This window comes from Streptomyces sp. NPDC048258 (genome assembly GCF_043201995.1).
In the GTDB taxonomy this organism is placed as follows: domain Bacteria; phylum Actinomycetota; class Actinomycetes; order Streptomycetales; family Streptomycetaceae; genus Streptomyces.
Window position 1 is genome coordinate 168,964 of the sequence record NZ_JBICZH010000007.1, and the last position, 14,813, is coordinate 183,776.

The window sequence follows — 14,813 nt, forward strand, 5'->3', positions numbered from 1 at the left end:
CGAAAGAGAACTGACGTGACCGCCGTTGTCAGCCTCCCCGCCCGCGTGGCCCATCCCTTCAGCCCGCAGGGGCGGCTCGACCCGTACCCGGCGTACGACTGGCTGCGGACGAACGCGCCCGTGCACCACGACACCATGAGCCGGCTGTGGCTGGTCACCGGGCACGCCGACTGCTCGGCCATGCTCCGGGATCCCGCGTTCTCCGCCGCCGCGGGCCAGCGTGAGCGCGCGCGCGAGGACGACCTGCCGGTCTCGATGCTCTCCTCGGACGCGCCCGACCACACGCGGCTGCGGGCGCCCGGGCAACTGCTGCTCGGGCCCGCCGCCCTGGACTCGATCGCCGCGGACCTGGTGGCCGACACCGACGCGCTGGTGGACCGGCTGGCGGGGCTGACCGGCGCCGCCACGGGCACGCCCGTGGACGCCCTGGAGCAGATCGGCGGCCCGCTGTCCACGGCCGTGTTCGCCCGGCTGTTCGGCCTCGGTGAGGACCAGCTGGCCACCTTCACCCAGCTCGCCCGCGCCGTGTCCGTGAACCTGGACCCGATGGCGCCACCGCCGGTCGCCCGGATCGGCCGCGCGGCCATGGGGGAGCTCAACCGGTTCCTCCTCGCGCACCTGGAGCAGGCCCCGCCGTGCCCGATGACCCGGCTGGCGGCGGACCCCCGGCTGACCCGGGACGAGATGCTCGGCGTGCTCGGCCTGTGCGTGGTGGGCGGCTGGCAGCCGCTGGCCGAGGCGATCGGCAACGCCCTGTACTGGCTGCTGCCCCGGCCGGCGGCCTGGCGGGCCCTCGCCGGCGCCGACGAGCGCCTCGCGCTGACGGCCATGGACGAGCTGCTCCGGCTGGAGGCACCCATCCCGTTCACCGCGCGGGTCACCGTCCGCGACGTCGAACTGCCCGGCGGCCGGATTCCCGCGGGCTCCCGGGTGCTCGCCGTGGTGGCCGCCGCCAACCGCGACCCGGCGGTCTTCGACCGGCCCGGGGAACTCGTCCTCGACCGGACCCCGAACCCCCACCTCGCCTTCGGCGGCGGCCCGCACTTCTGCCTGGCCGCGCGCCTCGTCCGGCAGGCCGGCGCGGTCCTGCTGACCCGGCTCGCCGCCCGGTTCCCGGCCGCCTCGCTCGTGGACCCCGAACCTCGCTGGGGCGCGACCCTCATCCCGCGGCGGCTCACGGCCCTGCCCCTGGCACTGGCCGCGCAGGACGGCGGCGCGGCATGACCGACGTCGTCGTGATCGGCGCCGGCGTCGCCGGGCTGCTCTGCGCGTCCCGGCTGGCGGCCGCGGGGCTGGAGACCGTCGTGCTGGAGGCCCGGCCCCGGATCGGCGGGCGGGTGCACACGTACGAGCCGGCCGACGGCGGGCCCGAACTGGAGCTCGGCGCCCAGGTGGTGCACGGTGACCGCAACCCCGCGCACGCCCTGATGGGCTCCGGCGCGCTCCCCGCGCTGCCGCGTCCGGGGACCGCGCGGGTCGTCGCCGGGCGGGTGGCCCGTCCGATGGGCGCGCTGGCCGCCACCGGACATCCGCCGTGGCTGCTGGAAGCACGGCTGGCGGCGGGCGAAGCCCTGCCCGGGCCGGCGGACGACGGCTCGCTCGCCTCCTGGCTCGATGCCGCGGGAGCGACCGGGGCCGCGCGCGCCGCGGCCGCCGAGTGGTTCCGCCAGACGTGGGCGGCCGATCCCGCCGAGCTGAGCGCCCGCGCCGTCGCCCGCGCCGCCGGGTCGGACGACGCGGGCCGCGGGGAGTTCTTCGTACCGGGTGGTTTCGCCGGGCTGCCGCGGAAGCTGGCCGCCGGGCTCGACGTACGGGTGGACTCGCCGGTCCGGACCATCGGGTGGACCGCTGGTCAGGTCCGGGTCGAGACGCCCGCCGGGGTGCTGCGCGCGCGGCGCGCGGTGGTCGCCGTACCGCCCGCCGTGGTGGCGCGGGGCTCCCTGCTGATCGAGGAGCTGCCCGGGCACAAGCAGCGGGCGGCCCGGGAGCTGAGGCCCGGGGACGCGTACTGCGCCGTCGTCGTGCTCTCCGCCGCGGCGCCCGAGACGGCCTCGGTGTTCGACGCCGACGGCATCACCGGCTTCGTGTCCTGCCGCCGTGGCCGCCCCGAGGTGCTGGTGGTGGCCAAGGGCGCCGCGGCCGCCCGGGTCCGTGCGGCCGCCGAGTCGCCCGAGGGGCTGAAGGCGCTGCTCGCGGTGGCGCTCCCCTGGGCGGACACGGCGCGGGTCGAGGCCGTGCACGCCGCGGACTGGGGCCGCGACGAGTGGAGCGGCGGGGCGTTCACCGCGCCGCTGCTGGGCGCGGAACAGGCGTCGGCGCACTGGGCGGAGCCCGTGGCGGACACCCTCTTCTTCGCCGGCGAGGCCACGGAGACCGGGACCCGGCTCCCCTGGATCCAGGGAGCGCTGGCGAGCGGGGAGCGGGCGGCCGCCGAAGTGCTGCGGGCCGCGGTGAACGACGAGCGGGTCGAGCGGGACGAGCGGGTCGAGCGGGACGTGCGGGACGTGCGGGACGTGCGGGACGTGCGGGACGTGCGGGATCAGGACCACAGGCAAGACGGGCAAGTGGAGACGGTGAGACGGTGAGCGTGCACTCGGGCTGGTATCTGCCGGCATTCCTTTCCGAACTGACGCAGGACGTATCGCCGTTGGACATCGGTGACCGGCGCCTGGTCGCCGTCCGCTCCGGTGGCGCGGTACGGGTCTTCGATGCCGACTGCCCCCACCGCGGCGCCCACCTCGGTCACGGCGGGCAGCTCGCCGACGGCTGCCTGGTCTGTCCCTTCCACGGCCTGCGGGTCTCCCTGGGCGGAGCGGACCCGAAGCGATCGGTGCGCGAGCACCAGGTGATCGTCGCGGGTGACGCCCTCTTCGTCCGGCTGTCCGACGAGCCCGGCGACGACCGGGGGTTCACCCGGGCGATCGCCGAGCTGAGCGACACACATCCGCTGGTGCCCGCGGTGACGGAGCCGATGCGCGCGCCCGCCGAGCTGGTCGTGGAGAACGCCTTCGACACCGACCACTTCACGGCCCTCCACAAGGTCTACGCGGTACGGGGCATGGCGCACCACCTCGGCGACGACGGCGAGCTGGTCATGGACGGCGAGTTCCCGATGCCCGCCTCGCCCTGGCAGGGCGGCGGCCGTCCGGACGGCGGCGGCTACGTCCCCCGCTTCTACGCCCGGGCGTTCAGCCCGCATGTCGTGGTGACCCTCTTCGGGCCGCCGGAGCAGGCCCACGCCATCGTCACGGCCGCCGTGCCCGACGCGGCGGGCGGCTGCGTGGTGCGGGTCGCCATCGGCGTACGGGAGGGCCACGAGGGCGATCTGTCGATGCTGATCGCGGGCAGCAAGCGGGCGCTCGCCGAGGACCTCGCGGTGTGGGAGCACCTGAATCCGCGCGCGGTCCCGAACTACGGCCCCCGCGACGCGGGCGTCGCCGCCTTCCGCGCGTTCTGCGCGGGATTCCCGGCCCTGGCGGACCCGTACGAGGGGGAGACGGCATGAGCGCGGACCGGTACGGGATGCACCGCACCGAGCACGGGAGCGGCCCGGCGGTGCTGTGGATCCACGGCTACACCATGGACTCCAGCCTGTGGCGCCCGCTGTGGGAACTGCTCCCGGGCTGGCGGCACATCGGCGTGGACCTGCCCGGGCACGGTGCCTCCGCGCCGATGGAGCGGGGCCTGACCCTGCCCGCCCTGGCCGCCCGGCTGGCCGAGCTCGCGGTGGCGGAGGACGCCGTACGGGTGGTGGGGCTGTCCTTCGGGTCCATGGTGGCGCTCCAGCTCGCCATGGACGCACCCGAGGCCGTACGGAGCCTGGTGGTCGGTGCGCCGACCCTCGCCGGGGGTGTGCCCGACCCCGCCGCGCGGGCGCGCTACATCGAACTCATGACGCTGCGCCGGGCCGGGGGCGCGCCCGAGCAGATGGCCAACCTGTGGATGCAGTCGCCGCCGGACATCTTCCGGGGTACGGAGGCCCATCCCGAGCTGCGGTCCCGGCTGCGTGCCGTCATCGCCCGGCACTCCTGGGCGGAACTGGACAGCGGGGCGATCGCCACCCTCAGCACCCACCGGCACACGCCGGACGCGCTGGCGGGGATCACGGCCCGCACCCTGGCGATCGTGGGCGACTCGGACATGCCCGCCTTCACGGCCAACGCCGAACTCCTGCGCCGGACCGTCCCCGTGTCCGAGGTGCGCACCGTCGCCGACGCCGGGCATCTGCCGCTGCTGGAGCGGCCGGAGGCGGTGGCCGCACTGATGGGCGCCCATTTTCGGACCGCAACGCCGGAAGCAACGGCGAGAACCAGCCAACTTCCCGCGCTGTGAAGACGGTTGTAGGGGTGAAACCGCCGTCCGTATGATGATCACTTGCATTTAAATACAAGGGGGAGGGGGGTGCTATGTCTGGATTCATGCTGGAGTTCTTTGGGTTGACCTTCAGAGTGCTCGGCGCGATCGACATGGCAGAACTGCGCTTCCTGTTCGGGCCGCACGTGATCCAGGACGTCGGCTACGCGGAGGAAGCACTGCTTGATCTGCATCTCCTGCTCGGCGACGGCCGGTCGCGGGAGCTGCGGGTGCTGCGCCGCGACGGAACACTGGTGCGGCGCGGCCAGTTCCGGGCCCTCTCGGGGCTGTCGCCCCTGCTGCCGCCCCTGCGGGTGATGGACGACCGCTTCGTGATGCTGCAGGCCGTGGTCGTGGCCAAGGGCGCGGCCACCGTCGCGCTGATCGGGGGACTGCACTCGCCGCGGGCCGAGGTCGCCATGGCGCTGTGCGCACGGGGCTGGCGACTGGTCTCCGGCCAACTCCTCGTCCTCGACCGCGACACGGGCGAGGTCCGGCCCCTGCTGGAACCGGTGGACCTGCGGGGCGACGCCCTGGAATCGGCCCGCGCGGGAGGCCTGCTGGCCGGGCGCGACGGCACGGAGGGAAGCGGCTGGAAGACCGTGTCCTCACCCCTGTCCGGCGACGCCGTCCTGATCCGCCCCGAACTGCTGGGCCGGACCGTGCCCGTCGGCGCCCGGCTCGGCGGCCTCCACCTGGTGCGGCTGTGCCGCTCCGACAGCGGCCGGTCCCGGCTCGACGCCCAGGAGTTCACGCCCCGTGCCTGGCCGCCCGAGGCGGCCTCCGTCCTGGACGCCGCCCCGCGCCTGCGGCTCCTGCTCCCCCAGACCGGGGGAGCGGAGGAGGCGGCGGACCTGGTCGACGCCGACCTGTTCTCGCGCACCGCTCAGGCCGAACTGTTCCCATCCACCGCACAGGAAGAAGTGCCATGCCGCGGCGCACTGCCTACGGCAAGGGGTCCCCTTGCTGGATCGACCACGTCACCGTCGACCCGACGGGCGCGCGCCAGTTCTACGGACCTCTCTTCGGATGGCAGTTTATGGTCGAGGATCCCCGTGGCTACCACCTGATCCGGCTCGGCGAAGAGGTCGTGGGCGGGCTCGGGCCCAGCCCCGCCGGCCCCCGCTTCGGCTCCTCGTGGAACGTCTACCTCGCGGCCGAGGACCTCGACCGCACCCAGGCGGCCGTCACCGCACTCGGCGGCAGGGTCCTGGTACCCGCCGTCCCCGCCTCCGGCAACGGCCGGCTCTGCCTCGCCCTCGACCCCCAGGGCGCCCCGTTCGGGCTCTGGGAGGGAAGCCGCGCCGAGAGCATCGTGCTGGCCGACGAGCCGGGCGCCCTCAGCGGATGCGCACTGCACACGCCCGACCCCGGGGCCGCGGCCGCGTTCTACACCGCGCTGGTCGGCCCGGCCGCCGAGGACTACACGTACGTCTCCTCCCCGCGGGCCCGATGGGTGCCCCACCTCGGGGTGCCCGACCTGGCCGAGGCCGAACGGCAGGCCTGCGCGGCCGGCGCCCGGCTCGCGGCGCCGGGGGTCCTGACGGATCCCTGGGGCGCCGTGTTCGGACTGGCCGAACAGCCCGTGTGACTCGCGACTCTCCCGACCGAAAGAGGACAACCATGGCGCCCGACATCGTCGTGATCGGCGGGGGTCCCGCCGGCTCCATCGCCGCTTCCCTGCTGGCCCGGCAGGGCGCCCGGGTGCGGCTGCTGGAGCGGCAGCACTTCCCGCGCTACCACGTCGGCGAATCCGTCTCCACGTCCTGCCGCTCCATCATCGAGCTGGCCGGGGCCCTGGAGAAGGTGGACTCCCGCGGCTACACCGTGAAGCAGGGGCTCCTGCTGCGCTGGGGAGCGGAGCGGGACTGGGTCGTCAACTGGCCTGAAATGTTTGGTACGAACGCACAGTCCTCGTGGCAGGTCGACCGCGCTGACTTCGACGACGTACTGCTGCGCCACGCCGCGGAGCAGGGCGTCGAGGTGATCGAGGGCGCCGCCGTCCAGCAGGTCCGCTTCGAGGAGGGGCGCGCGGTCGGCGTCGACTGGACGCACGAGGGCCGGACCCACCGGGACGACACCGAGTACGTGATCGACGCCTCCGGGCGGGCGGGCATCCTCTCCGCCCGCCAGTTCCGCGACCGGCGCAAGCACGACGTCTTCCGCAACGTCGCGATCTGGGGCTACTACAAGGGCGGCGAGCTGCTGCCGCGGACGCCCGGCGGCGGCATCAACGTGATCTCCTCGCCGGAGGGCTGGTACTGGGTCATCCCGCTGAAGGACCAGATCTTCAGCGTCGGGTTCGTCACCCACCAGGACCGCTTCCTGGACCGCAAGGGCAGGTACGCCGACACCACCGAGATGTACCTGGACGTCATCCAGGAGTCGGAGACGGTCCGCGAGCTGGTGAGCCGGGGCGAGTTCCGCGGGAAGGTCCGGGTCGAGCAGGACTTCTCGTACTCGGCGGACAGCTTCTGCGGGCCCGGCTACTTCATCGCCGGCGACGCCGCCTGCTTCCTGGACCCGCTGCTGTCCACCGGTGTGCACCTGGGCATGTACAGCGGGATGCTCGCCGCGGCGGCCATCACCTCCACCCGGGCGGGCGAGGTCGACGAGGACGAGGCGCGCGCCTTCTACGAGTCCCTCTACCGCAACGCGTACGGCCGCATGTTCTCGATGGTGTCCGGGTTCTACGAGCAGTACCGCGGCAAGCAGAGCTACTTCTGGCTGGCCCAGCGCCTGGCCCGCGGCCAGTACCGGAACCTGGTGGAGCGCGAGCGCACCCCCGTCCCGGGCGACGCCGCCGCGGCCGCCGCGACCGCGCCCGAGAGCGCCGCGTTCGCCGCGATCACCGCGGGCCTCGCGGACCTGGACGACGCCGCCCGGGCGGGCGGCGCCGCACCGCTGGGCGCGGACGTGCTGGCGCCGGACGTCCTGGAGGGGGGCCTGGACGGCAAGCACTACGACGCCGCCACCGGCCTGATGCTGGTCACCAGCCCCCGGCTGGGCATCCGCCGCACCGCCGACCGCGTCCAGACCGGCTGACGGCCGGGTCCGGGGAAGGCCCGCCGGCGGCTCCGTGCGGCGGTTCGCCGCGCGGAGCCGCCGCTGTCACAAGGCGCGGAGCGCCGCCGGGAGTTCGTGGCGGCTGCGGATCCCCAGCTTGCGGTAGATCCGGCCCAGGTGGGTGTCGACGGTGCGCTTGCTCAGGAACAGCGTCTCGGCGACGTCCAGGCTGCTGCGCCCCTCCATGACGAGGTCGACGACGCGCTGTTCGGCGGGCGTGAGCCGGACCTGCTCGCAGGCCGCCCCGGCCGCTCCGGCCGCCGCGCCCGCCGCCGGGGCCGTCGCGCCGCCGGCCCCCGCTCCCGTACCCGCCCACGTCTCCGCGGGCCCGTCGGCCAGGATGGTCGCGGCGGCGGAGTGCTCGCCCAGCGCGGTGTAGGCCGCGGCGGCGTGCTGGCGCCAGGAGAGGCAGATGGGGTTGGTGATCCCGCGCAGCGCCAGCTGGTGTCCGCAGTCGAGGAAGTACTCCAGCGCCGCCGCGTGATCGCCCCGGGCGGCCCGGACCGCGCCTTCGGCGTGCAGGGCGAGCCCCTTGACCAGCGGGTGGGCGTCCCCCGGCACGGCCATGCCGTCCAGCATCGCCTCGGCCTGCTCCAGGCGCCCCAGTACGACCAGGCCGCGCGCGGCGCAGGCCCGGGCCGCCGCGATCAGGGCCGGGGACTCCACCCGCGCGGCCGCTTCCCGCGCGTCGAGGGCGTCGCGCACTCCGAGCGTGCTCTCCCTGCGCAGGCGGCTCGTCTCGGAGCGGACCAGCAGGCCCAGCGCGAGGAGGGCGTGGTCGCCGGTGACCCGGGCGGTGTCCACGATCCGGGTCGCGACGGCCTGGGCCTGGCCCACGTCCCCCGTCCAGGCGAACGCCAGGGCGGCCCCGACCGCGCCCGCCCCGCCCGGGCGGTCCGCGGCGGCCGGGGGGACGTGCGCCCCCGTGCTCGCCGTCGCGTATTCGGCCAGGCGCCGCGCGGTGCGGGGGTGCCGGCCGCCCGCCGCGGTCAGGGCCGCGAGGGCGCCGTAGAACTCCCGGGCGGCGGCGTCGGGTCCGCCGCGGCCGGCCGCGGCCCTGGCCGAGGCCCGCAGCCCCGCACGGTGGCCGGACAGCAGGGCCAGCGCGGTCAGCCGCAGCAGCGGCTCCCGGGCCGGGGCGGGGGCGGCGGCCAGCTCTCCCGCGACGCGGATGAAGGGCCGGGCACCCGCCGACGTGACCGCGAGGGCGGGACCGGCCACCTGGAGCAGCCCCTCGGCGCGGCGGCCCGGGTCGGGCGCGGCGTTGACCATGTCCTCGGCCCGGCGGGCGCACGCCCCGAGGTCGTGGTGCAGTTCCACCGCCCCGAGCTGCACCGTCAGTTCGTAGAGCGTCTCGTTCTGCTCGGACCTCTGTTCGGACCTCGGCTCGCCGGAGCGGTCGTCCGGGCGGTCGAGCAGGCCGAGGGCCTGGCGCAGGTAGCGGGCGGCCGAGGCGTGGTCGCCGCTGCCGGCCGCCTGAGCCCCGGCGGAGCGCAGGACCTCCAGACCCCAGTCGGAGCCCGCCTGGATGAGGTGCTCGGCGGTGTGGCGGGCGGGCGCGCCGAGCCGGGAGAGCACCTCGGCGCCGCGGGCGTGCAGGTCGAGGCGGTCCGCCGCGTCGATCCGGGCCAGCACGGCTTCCCGTACCAGGCAGTGGGCGAAGCGCACCGGGGTCCCGTCGGTGACGAGCCCGGCCTCCACGAGCGCCCGGCGGGCCTCCTGGACCTGCACCTCCCCGCGCCGGGACAGCAGCGCGTTCACCGAGGTGTCGGTGTCGGGGCCCATGACGGCGAGCTGGGTCAGGAGCTCCGAGGCCGCCGGGTCCTCCTCGTGCAGCCAGTGCAGCACGGTCGCCGACAGCGTGGCCGCGCCCGCCTGCCGGCTGCGGTCGGGGTCTGGCGCACCGGGGGAGATCCCGGCGGTGCGCAGCCGGGCGGCCAGTTCCCGCAGCACCAGGGGGTTGCCCAGGGACAGGTCGTGGCAGAGCGCGGCCAGTTCGAGGTCCACCGGTTCGCCGAAGAAGTCGGCGAGGAAGTCGCCGGTGCAGGTGGAGCAGAGCGGACCGGGGTGCAGCTGGCGCGCGTACGGGAGCCGGTCGAGCTCGGTGAGCGGCTCGTCCGGTGCGCCGGAGCCGCCGGCGGGGAGGGTGGCGACGAGGAGGACGGGCAGGCCGTCCAGGCGCCGCGCGAGGTAGCAGAACCACTGGAGCGAGGGGGCGTCGGCGTGGGTGAGGTCGTCGATCGCGAGGACCAGGGGCCGCTCGGCGGCCAGGGACTGGATGACCCGGAAGAGCGCCAGCAGGAGTTCGTGCGTGGGGGCGGCGTCCGCATCGGGGCGGGCGGGCCCCTGTATCAGCTCGAAGAGGTCCGCCGCGGGTCCCTCGCCCGTGGGGAGCTGGTCGAAAAGCTGGCGGACCATGCCGTAGGCGAAGTCGCGTTCGCTGGGATGACATCGGGCACGCAGCAGCAAGCCGCGCTCGGGCAGAGCGGCGAGCATCGCGTCCAGCAGGGCCGATTTGCCCGTTCCCCGCCCGCCGTGGACGGTCACCATGGCGGGCCGCCCGACGAGCAGGCCGGCGACCGCCTCGCTGAAGGCCGAAAGTTCACTTTCCCGGTGCAGGAGTGCAGTCATTGGAGCAGCTTGACATCCGCGTTCAAGGAAGATCAAGTGCCCGTCTGCGCAGGTCCGGGGGGTGATGTGGAGTGCTGGGCTCCGCGCCGCCGTATTCGGCATAAGTAGTCAACTTAAGTAAAGGCGGGCTCGGTTTGCGTATCCGATGACGTATTGCGTGGCCGGTTTAACGTGCTTGAGTTACCGAGCGGTTATCCATTGCCGCCGGGATGACAGTTGAATCACACGTAGGGGGATTCCCATGGAACGGCCACGCCTCAAAGCCCATTTCCACGCCGAAATAGTGGACGGTTCCAAGGTCTTCCTCTACGCCGAGGGCATGGACTTCCTCGTCCCGGGCAAGGCCGCCGCGGCGCTCCTGCCGCTGCTCGACGGCCGCCGGACCGTCGTCGAGATCGTCCAGCAGCTCGCGCCCTCGTTCCCGATCCCCGCCGTCCTCGCGACCCTGCGCCGCTACGAGGCGGCCGGCCACCTCGCCGAGGGCCGCCCCGACCTGCCGGACGAGATCCTGGCCTACTGGGACGCGCTCGGCATCGACCCGGCGACGACGCTGGACACCGCGCCCGTCACCGTCGCCGCGGCGCCCGGGGTCGACACCCAGGTGGTCGTCGACGCGCTGCGCGGGCACGGCCTCACGGTACGGACCGGCGACGTCGCCGAGGTGCCGGCCGAGGGCCTGTCGGTGGTCCTCGTCGACGACTACCTCGACCCCGCCCTGGAGCGGCGCAACACCCTCCAGCTGGCCGCCGGCCGGCCGTGGCTGATCGCCAAGCCGGGCGGGATCGTCCCCTGGATCGGCCCCTTCCTGCGTTCCGATCACACCGGCTGCTGGTCCTGCCTGGCCCAGCGGCTCTCCGGAAACCGGCAGTTGGAGCGCTACCTCGCCTCCAAGCGCGAGAACCCGGCCCCCCTGCACCCGGCGCGGGCCCGTACCGCGGGCGGCGCGCACCTGGCCGCCGGCATGATCGCCGCCGAGGCCGCGCGGATCGCCGCGACCGGCGAACCGGGCGCCCTGTGCGGGCAGATGATCACCGTCGACCTGCGCAACCTGCAGACGGCCTCCCACGTGCTGGTCCGCCAGCCCCAGTGCCCGTCCTGCGGAGACCCGGCGCTGGTCGCCGAGCGCAGCCCGAAGATCGTCCTCTCCTCCCGCGAGGCCCTGCACACGGGCGACGGCGGCTACCGGGTGAACCGGCCCGAGGACACCCTCGCCCGCCTGGAGAAGCACATCAGCCCGCACCTGGGCGCGATCACCCGGCTCGTGTCGCACACGAGCGAGGCCAACCAGCTCACCTACAGCTACTCGGCCGGCCACAACTTCGCCATGGTCAACGACAGCCTGGACCTGCTGCGCCGCAACCTGCGCGGCCAGAGCGGCGGCAAGGGCCGCTCCGAGATCCAGGCCAAGGTCAGCGCGGTCTGCGAGGCCATCGAGCGCTTCTCCGGCGTGTGGCGCGGCGACGAGCCCGTCGTCCGGGCCGCGTACGCCGACCTGGACCCGGCCCACGCGGTGCACCCGGACCGGCTCCTGCACTTCTCGCCGAGCCAGGTCGAGGGCCGCGCGGAGTGGAACCTGGATCCGGCGAACCGCCTGCACAAGGTTCCGGACCCGTTCCGCACCGACCTCCCGCTCGACTGGTCCCGCGCCTGGTCGCTGACCCACGACGAGGAGCGCCTCGTCCCGGCCGCCTACGTCTGGTACGGGCACCCCGACCTCGACGAGCACTTCTTCTGCATCAGCGATTCCAACGGCAGCGCCGCGGGCAACACGCTGGAGGAGGCCATCCTCCAGGGCATGTGCGAGCTCACCGAGCGCGACGCGGTGGCCGTCTGGTGGTACAACCGGCTGCGCCGCCCGGCCTTCGACATGGACTCGCTCGAAGACCCGTACGTGGACGAACTGCGCGCGTTCTACGACGCCATGGACCGCGATCTGTGGATGATCGACATCACCAACGACCTGGGCATGCCGACCTACGTCGCGGCCTCCCGCCGGCGCCACGAGGTCGAGGACCTCATGGTGGGCTTCGGCTCCCACCCCGACCCGCGCATCGCGGCCTTCCGCGCGCTGACCGAGCTCAACCAGTTCCTGCCGATGATCGAGCAGCGCGACGCCGAGGGCAACACCGTCTACCTCGTGGACGACCTGGAGACCCTCAACTGGTGCAAGCAGGCCACGGTGGAGCAGGAGCCCTGGCTGCTGCCCGACCCCGACCTCACCCCCACCCGGGTGGGCCCGCCCGCCGACTTCGACCTGGCTGCCTGCGTACGGGAGTACACCGCCCGCATCGAGGCCGCCGGCTCCGAGGTCATCGTCATGGACCAGACGCGTCCTGACCTGGAGCTGAACGTGGTCAAGGTGATCGCCCCGGGACTCCGCCACTTCTGGCGGCGGCTGGGCGCCGGCCGGCTCTACGACGCCCCGGTGCGGATGGGCCTGCTGGAGGAGCCCACGCCGGAGGAGCGGATGAACCCCTGGAACGTCTTCTTCTGAGCCTGGCGGAGTGATGACTGCGATGAACAGTACGTACACCACGCGTACGTATACGTACGCGGAGAGACCCACGGCCTACGCGGCGGTGTCCCGGCTGCGCCGCGACGCCTCGCTGACCGGCGGCTCCATCGAAAGCCCCATCGGGGTCTTCCAGTTGAAGGACCTGCCGCCGGGCGCCGGCGCGGCACTGCGCGCCGTGGCGGAGGGCGAGCGGCCGGAGGCCGAGCTCACCGCCCTCGTCGCCGAGGGCGACGGGCTCACCGGCCTGATGCGCTGGAACCTGCTGTGGCGGCGTCTGGACGCGGCCGGCCTGCTGGAGCACGCCGTACGCGACGACAGCGGCACGGTCGTGGCCCGGCTGTGCCCCGTCGGACGCGGCGCCACCGCACTCGTACCGGCGCCGGCCGGCCCGGTCCGGCTCTCGCGCTTCGCCGAGGCGCGCGTGTCCGGCGGCGCCGTGACCCTGTGCGCCCCCGGCCGGCCCCTGGCCGTCGAGCTGGCACCGGCGGCCGCGGGACTGCTCGGTGAACTCGCCGACTGGACGGACGGAGTCCCGCCGGAGCTGCTGCGGCTGCTGTCCACGGCGGGGCTGCTGGCGCCCGGCGGACCGGACTCGGATCCGGAGAACACCGAGCAGGCCTACGTCCAGTGGGATCCCGCGGACCTGGCCTTCCACGCCCGCACCCGCACCCCCGCGGCCAACCGCGGCTACGGCGGGACCTACCGGCACGCCGACCGGTTCCCGCCCGAGCCCGCCGCCGCACCGCCCGGGGGGCTGCGCACCCTCGCGCTGCCCGTCCCGGACCTGGCGGCGGTGGCGGCCGGCGAGAACTCGCTGACGGAGGTCCTGGAGCAGCGCAAGTCCGTCCGCGAACACGACGCGCAGGCCCCGCTGACGCGGGACCAGCTCGGTGAACTGCTGTACCGGACCCTGCGCATCCGCGGCGTCTTCACCGACCCGCAGGGCCAGGAGCTGGCCGACCGCCCGTACCCCAGCGGCGGCGCCGTGCACGAGCTGGAGGTGTACCCGCTGGTCACGGCCTGCGAGGGAGTGGAACCGGGTCTGTGGCGCTACGCCGCCGACCGCCACGAACTCGAACTGGTCGCCGAGCCCGGACCGGCCACCGCCGCTCTGGTCAAGGAGGCGCGGGGCGCCACGATGATGGACGGCGACCCGCAGGTCGTCCTGCTGGTGGCCGCCCGCTTCGGCCGGGTGATGTGGAAGTACGAGACGGTCGCCTACCCGCTGATCCTCAAGCACGTGGGGGTGCTCTACCAGACCCTCTACCTGGTGGGGACGTCCATGGGCCTCGCGGTCTGCGCCCTCGGCGGCGGGGACACCTCGGGCTTCGCCGCGGCGACCGGGCGGGACCCGTTCCTGGAGGGCACCGTCGGGGAGCTCGTGATCGGCAGCCGGCCGCCGGCCGCGCACGGCGCGGAGGGGTAGCGGGCGATGCAGTTCCGCTATCAGGCGCTGCAACGCAAGCGCGAACCGGACGAGTTGGACGCGCCGGTCCTGCTGGCCGCCCCCCGGGGCTGGATCGCGATCTTCGTCGTGATGATCGTGATGGCCGGCGCGGTGGGCTGGGCGTTCGTCGGCGAGCTGCGCGTCGCCGTGGCCGGGCCGGGCGTCCTGTCCCATCCGGGCGGGACGGCCCAGGTGCAGAGCCCGTACGCGGGCCTGGCCAAGGAGGTCCTGGTCAAGCCCGCGCAGCAGGTGCGGGCAGGGCAGGCCCTGTTCACGCTCCAGGACGCCGGCGGCCAGCCCCGCACGGTGACCAGCCCGTTCGCGGGCCAGATGATCAGCACCGGGCTCACCCTGGGCCAGGTCGTCGCCGTCGGAGACACGGTGGCGACCGTCGAGCGCACCGACCTGCCGCACGACCGGCTGGTCGCCCTGGTCTTCGTACCCGCCGACCAGGCCGCCCGGCTGGCCCCGGGCCGGCCCGTGGACCTGTCCGTCTCCACCGCCCCTCCCGCGGTCTACGGACTGCTGCGCGGCAAGGTCACCGCGGTCGACCCGTACCCGCTGACCCACGAGGCGCTGGCCTCCCTGGTCGGCGGCGAGCTCGCGGCGGAGGCGTTCGTGACCGGCCGCCAGGCGCCCCGGCTGGTCACGGTCGACCTGATCCCGGATCCCAAGGCGCCGTCGGGCTACACCTGGTCCACCGCGAAGGCACCGCCCGTACGGCTCGGCTCCCAGACCGCGGTCTCGGCGTCGATCCACGTAAGCAGCCAGACCCCGTTCGAGCTGGTACTGGGGCACTGA

General features: G+C 74.4%; 11 protein-coding genes. 10 read left to right on the forward strand and 1 reads right to left on the reverse strand.

The features are described from left to right. Nucleotides 1–15: 15 nt before the first annotated feature. The 7 genes from ACGFYQ_RS18475 to ACGFYQ_RS18505 all read left to right on the forward strand — a co-directional run bounded on the left by ACGFYQ_RS18475 (nucleotide 16) and on the right by ACGFYQ_RS18505 (nucleotide 7,398). Nucleotides 16–1,224 carry a cytochrome P450 gene (locus ACGFYQ_RS18475; RefSeq protein ID WP_393745038.1) on the forward strand — a complete coding sequence of 403 codons (1,209 nt, stop codon included), beginning with the start codon at nucleotides 16–18 and terminating at the stop codon, nucleotides 1,222–1,224. After that, on the forward strand, nucleotides 1,221–2,585 hold the full coding sequence (locus tag ACGFYQ_RS18480; protein ID WP_393745040.1) for a flavin monoamine oxidase family protein: 1,365 nt from the start codon (nucleotides 1,221–1,223) through the stop codon (nucleotides 2,583–2,585). The genes ACGFYQ_RS18475 and ACGFYQ_RS18480 overlap by 4 nt, the downstream gene beginning before the upstream one ends. Then, nucleotides 2,582–3,505, forward strand: a complete 924-nt coding sequence (locus ACGFYQ_RS18485; RefSeq protein ID WP_393745042.1) for a Rieske 2Fe-2S domain-containing protein — start codon at nucleotides 2,582–2,584, stop codon at nucleotides 3,503–3,505. Before ACGFYQ_RS18480 ends, ACGFYQ_RS18485 begins: the two co-directional genes overlap by 4 nt. Continuing rightward, a complete protein-coding gene (locus ACGFYQ_RS18490) occupies nucleotides 3,502–4,332 on the forward strand; it encodes an alpha/beta fold hydrolase (protein WP_393745044.1) in 831 nt (276 codons plus the stop codon). Before ACGFYQ_RS18485 ends, ACGFYQ_RS18490 begins: the two co-directional genes overlap by 4 nt. Nucleotides 4,333–4,406: 74 nt before the next feature. Then, complete coding sequence (locus tag ACGFYQ_RS18495; protein WP_393745046.1) at nucleotides 4,407–5,423, forward strand: hypothetical protein; 1,017 nt, start codon at nucleotides 4,407–4,409, stop codon at nucleotides 5,421–5,423. Next, nucleotides 5,393–5,944, forward strand: a complete 552-nt coding sequence (locus tag ACGFYQ_RS18500) for a hypothetical protein (protein WP_393745048.1) — start codon at nucleotides 5,393–5,395, stop codon at nucleotides 5,942–5,944. Before ACGFYQ_RS18495 ends, ACGFYQ_RS18500 begins: the two co-directional genes overlap by 31 nt. A 32-nt stretch (nucleotides 5,945–5,976) precedes the next feature. Continuing rightward, nucleotides 5,977–7,398 carry an NAD(P)/FAD-dependent oxidoreductase gene (locus ACGFYQ_RS18505; RefSeq protein ID WP_393745050.1) on the forward strand — a complete coding sequence of 474 codons (1,422 nt, stop codon included), beginning with the start codon at nucleotides 5,977–5,979 and terminating at the stop codon, nucleotides 7,396–7,398. Nucleotides 7,399–7,464: 66 nt separating this feature from the next. On the opposite strand, the gene ACGFYQ_RS18510 is transcribed toward ACGFYQ_RS18505, so the two are convergent. Then, nucleotides 7,465–10,050 carry an ATP-binding protein gene (locus ACGFYQ_RS18510; RefSeq protein ID WP_393745052.1) on the reverse strand — a complete coding sequence of 862 codons (2,586 nt, stop codon included), beginning with the start codon at nucleotides 10,048–10,050 and terminating at the stop codon, nucleotides 7,465–7,467. Between the two features lie 241 nt (nucleotides 10,051–10,291). On the opposite strand from ACGFYQ_RS18510, the gene ACGFYQ_RS18515 reads away from it, so the two are divergent. From ACGFYQ_RS18515 to ACGFYQ_RS18525, 3 genes are read left to right on the forward strand one after another with little or no spacing between them, the layout of a single operon-like run. After that, nucleotides 10,292–12,544, forward strand: a complete 2,253-nt coding sequence (locus ACGFYQ_RS18515) for a TOMM precursor leader peptide-binding protein (RefSeq protein WP_393745054.1) — start codon at nucleotides 10,292–10,294, stop codon at nucleotides 12,542–12,544. Nucleotides 12,545–12,566: 22 nt separating this feature from the next. Beyond that, the gene (locus ACGFYQ_RS18520; RefSeq protein ID WP_393745056.1) at nucleotides 12,567–13,991 is read left to right on the forward strand and encodes a SagB family peptide dehydrogenase; all 1,425 of its coding nucleotides are present in this window, start codon (nucleotides 12,567–12,569) and stop codon (nucleotides 13,989–13,991) included. A 6-nt stretch (nucleotides 13,992–13,997) separates the two neighbouring features. Then, nucleotides 13,998–14,813: an HlyD family efflux transporter periplasmic adaptor subunit gene (locus ACGFYQ_RS18525; RefSeq protein WP_393745058.1), complete on the forward strand. Its 816-nt coding sequence runs from the start codon at nucleotides 13,998–14,000 to the stop codon at nucleotides 14,811–14,813.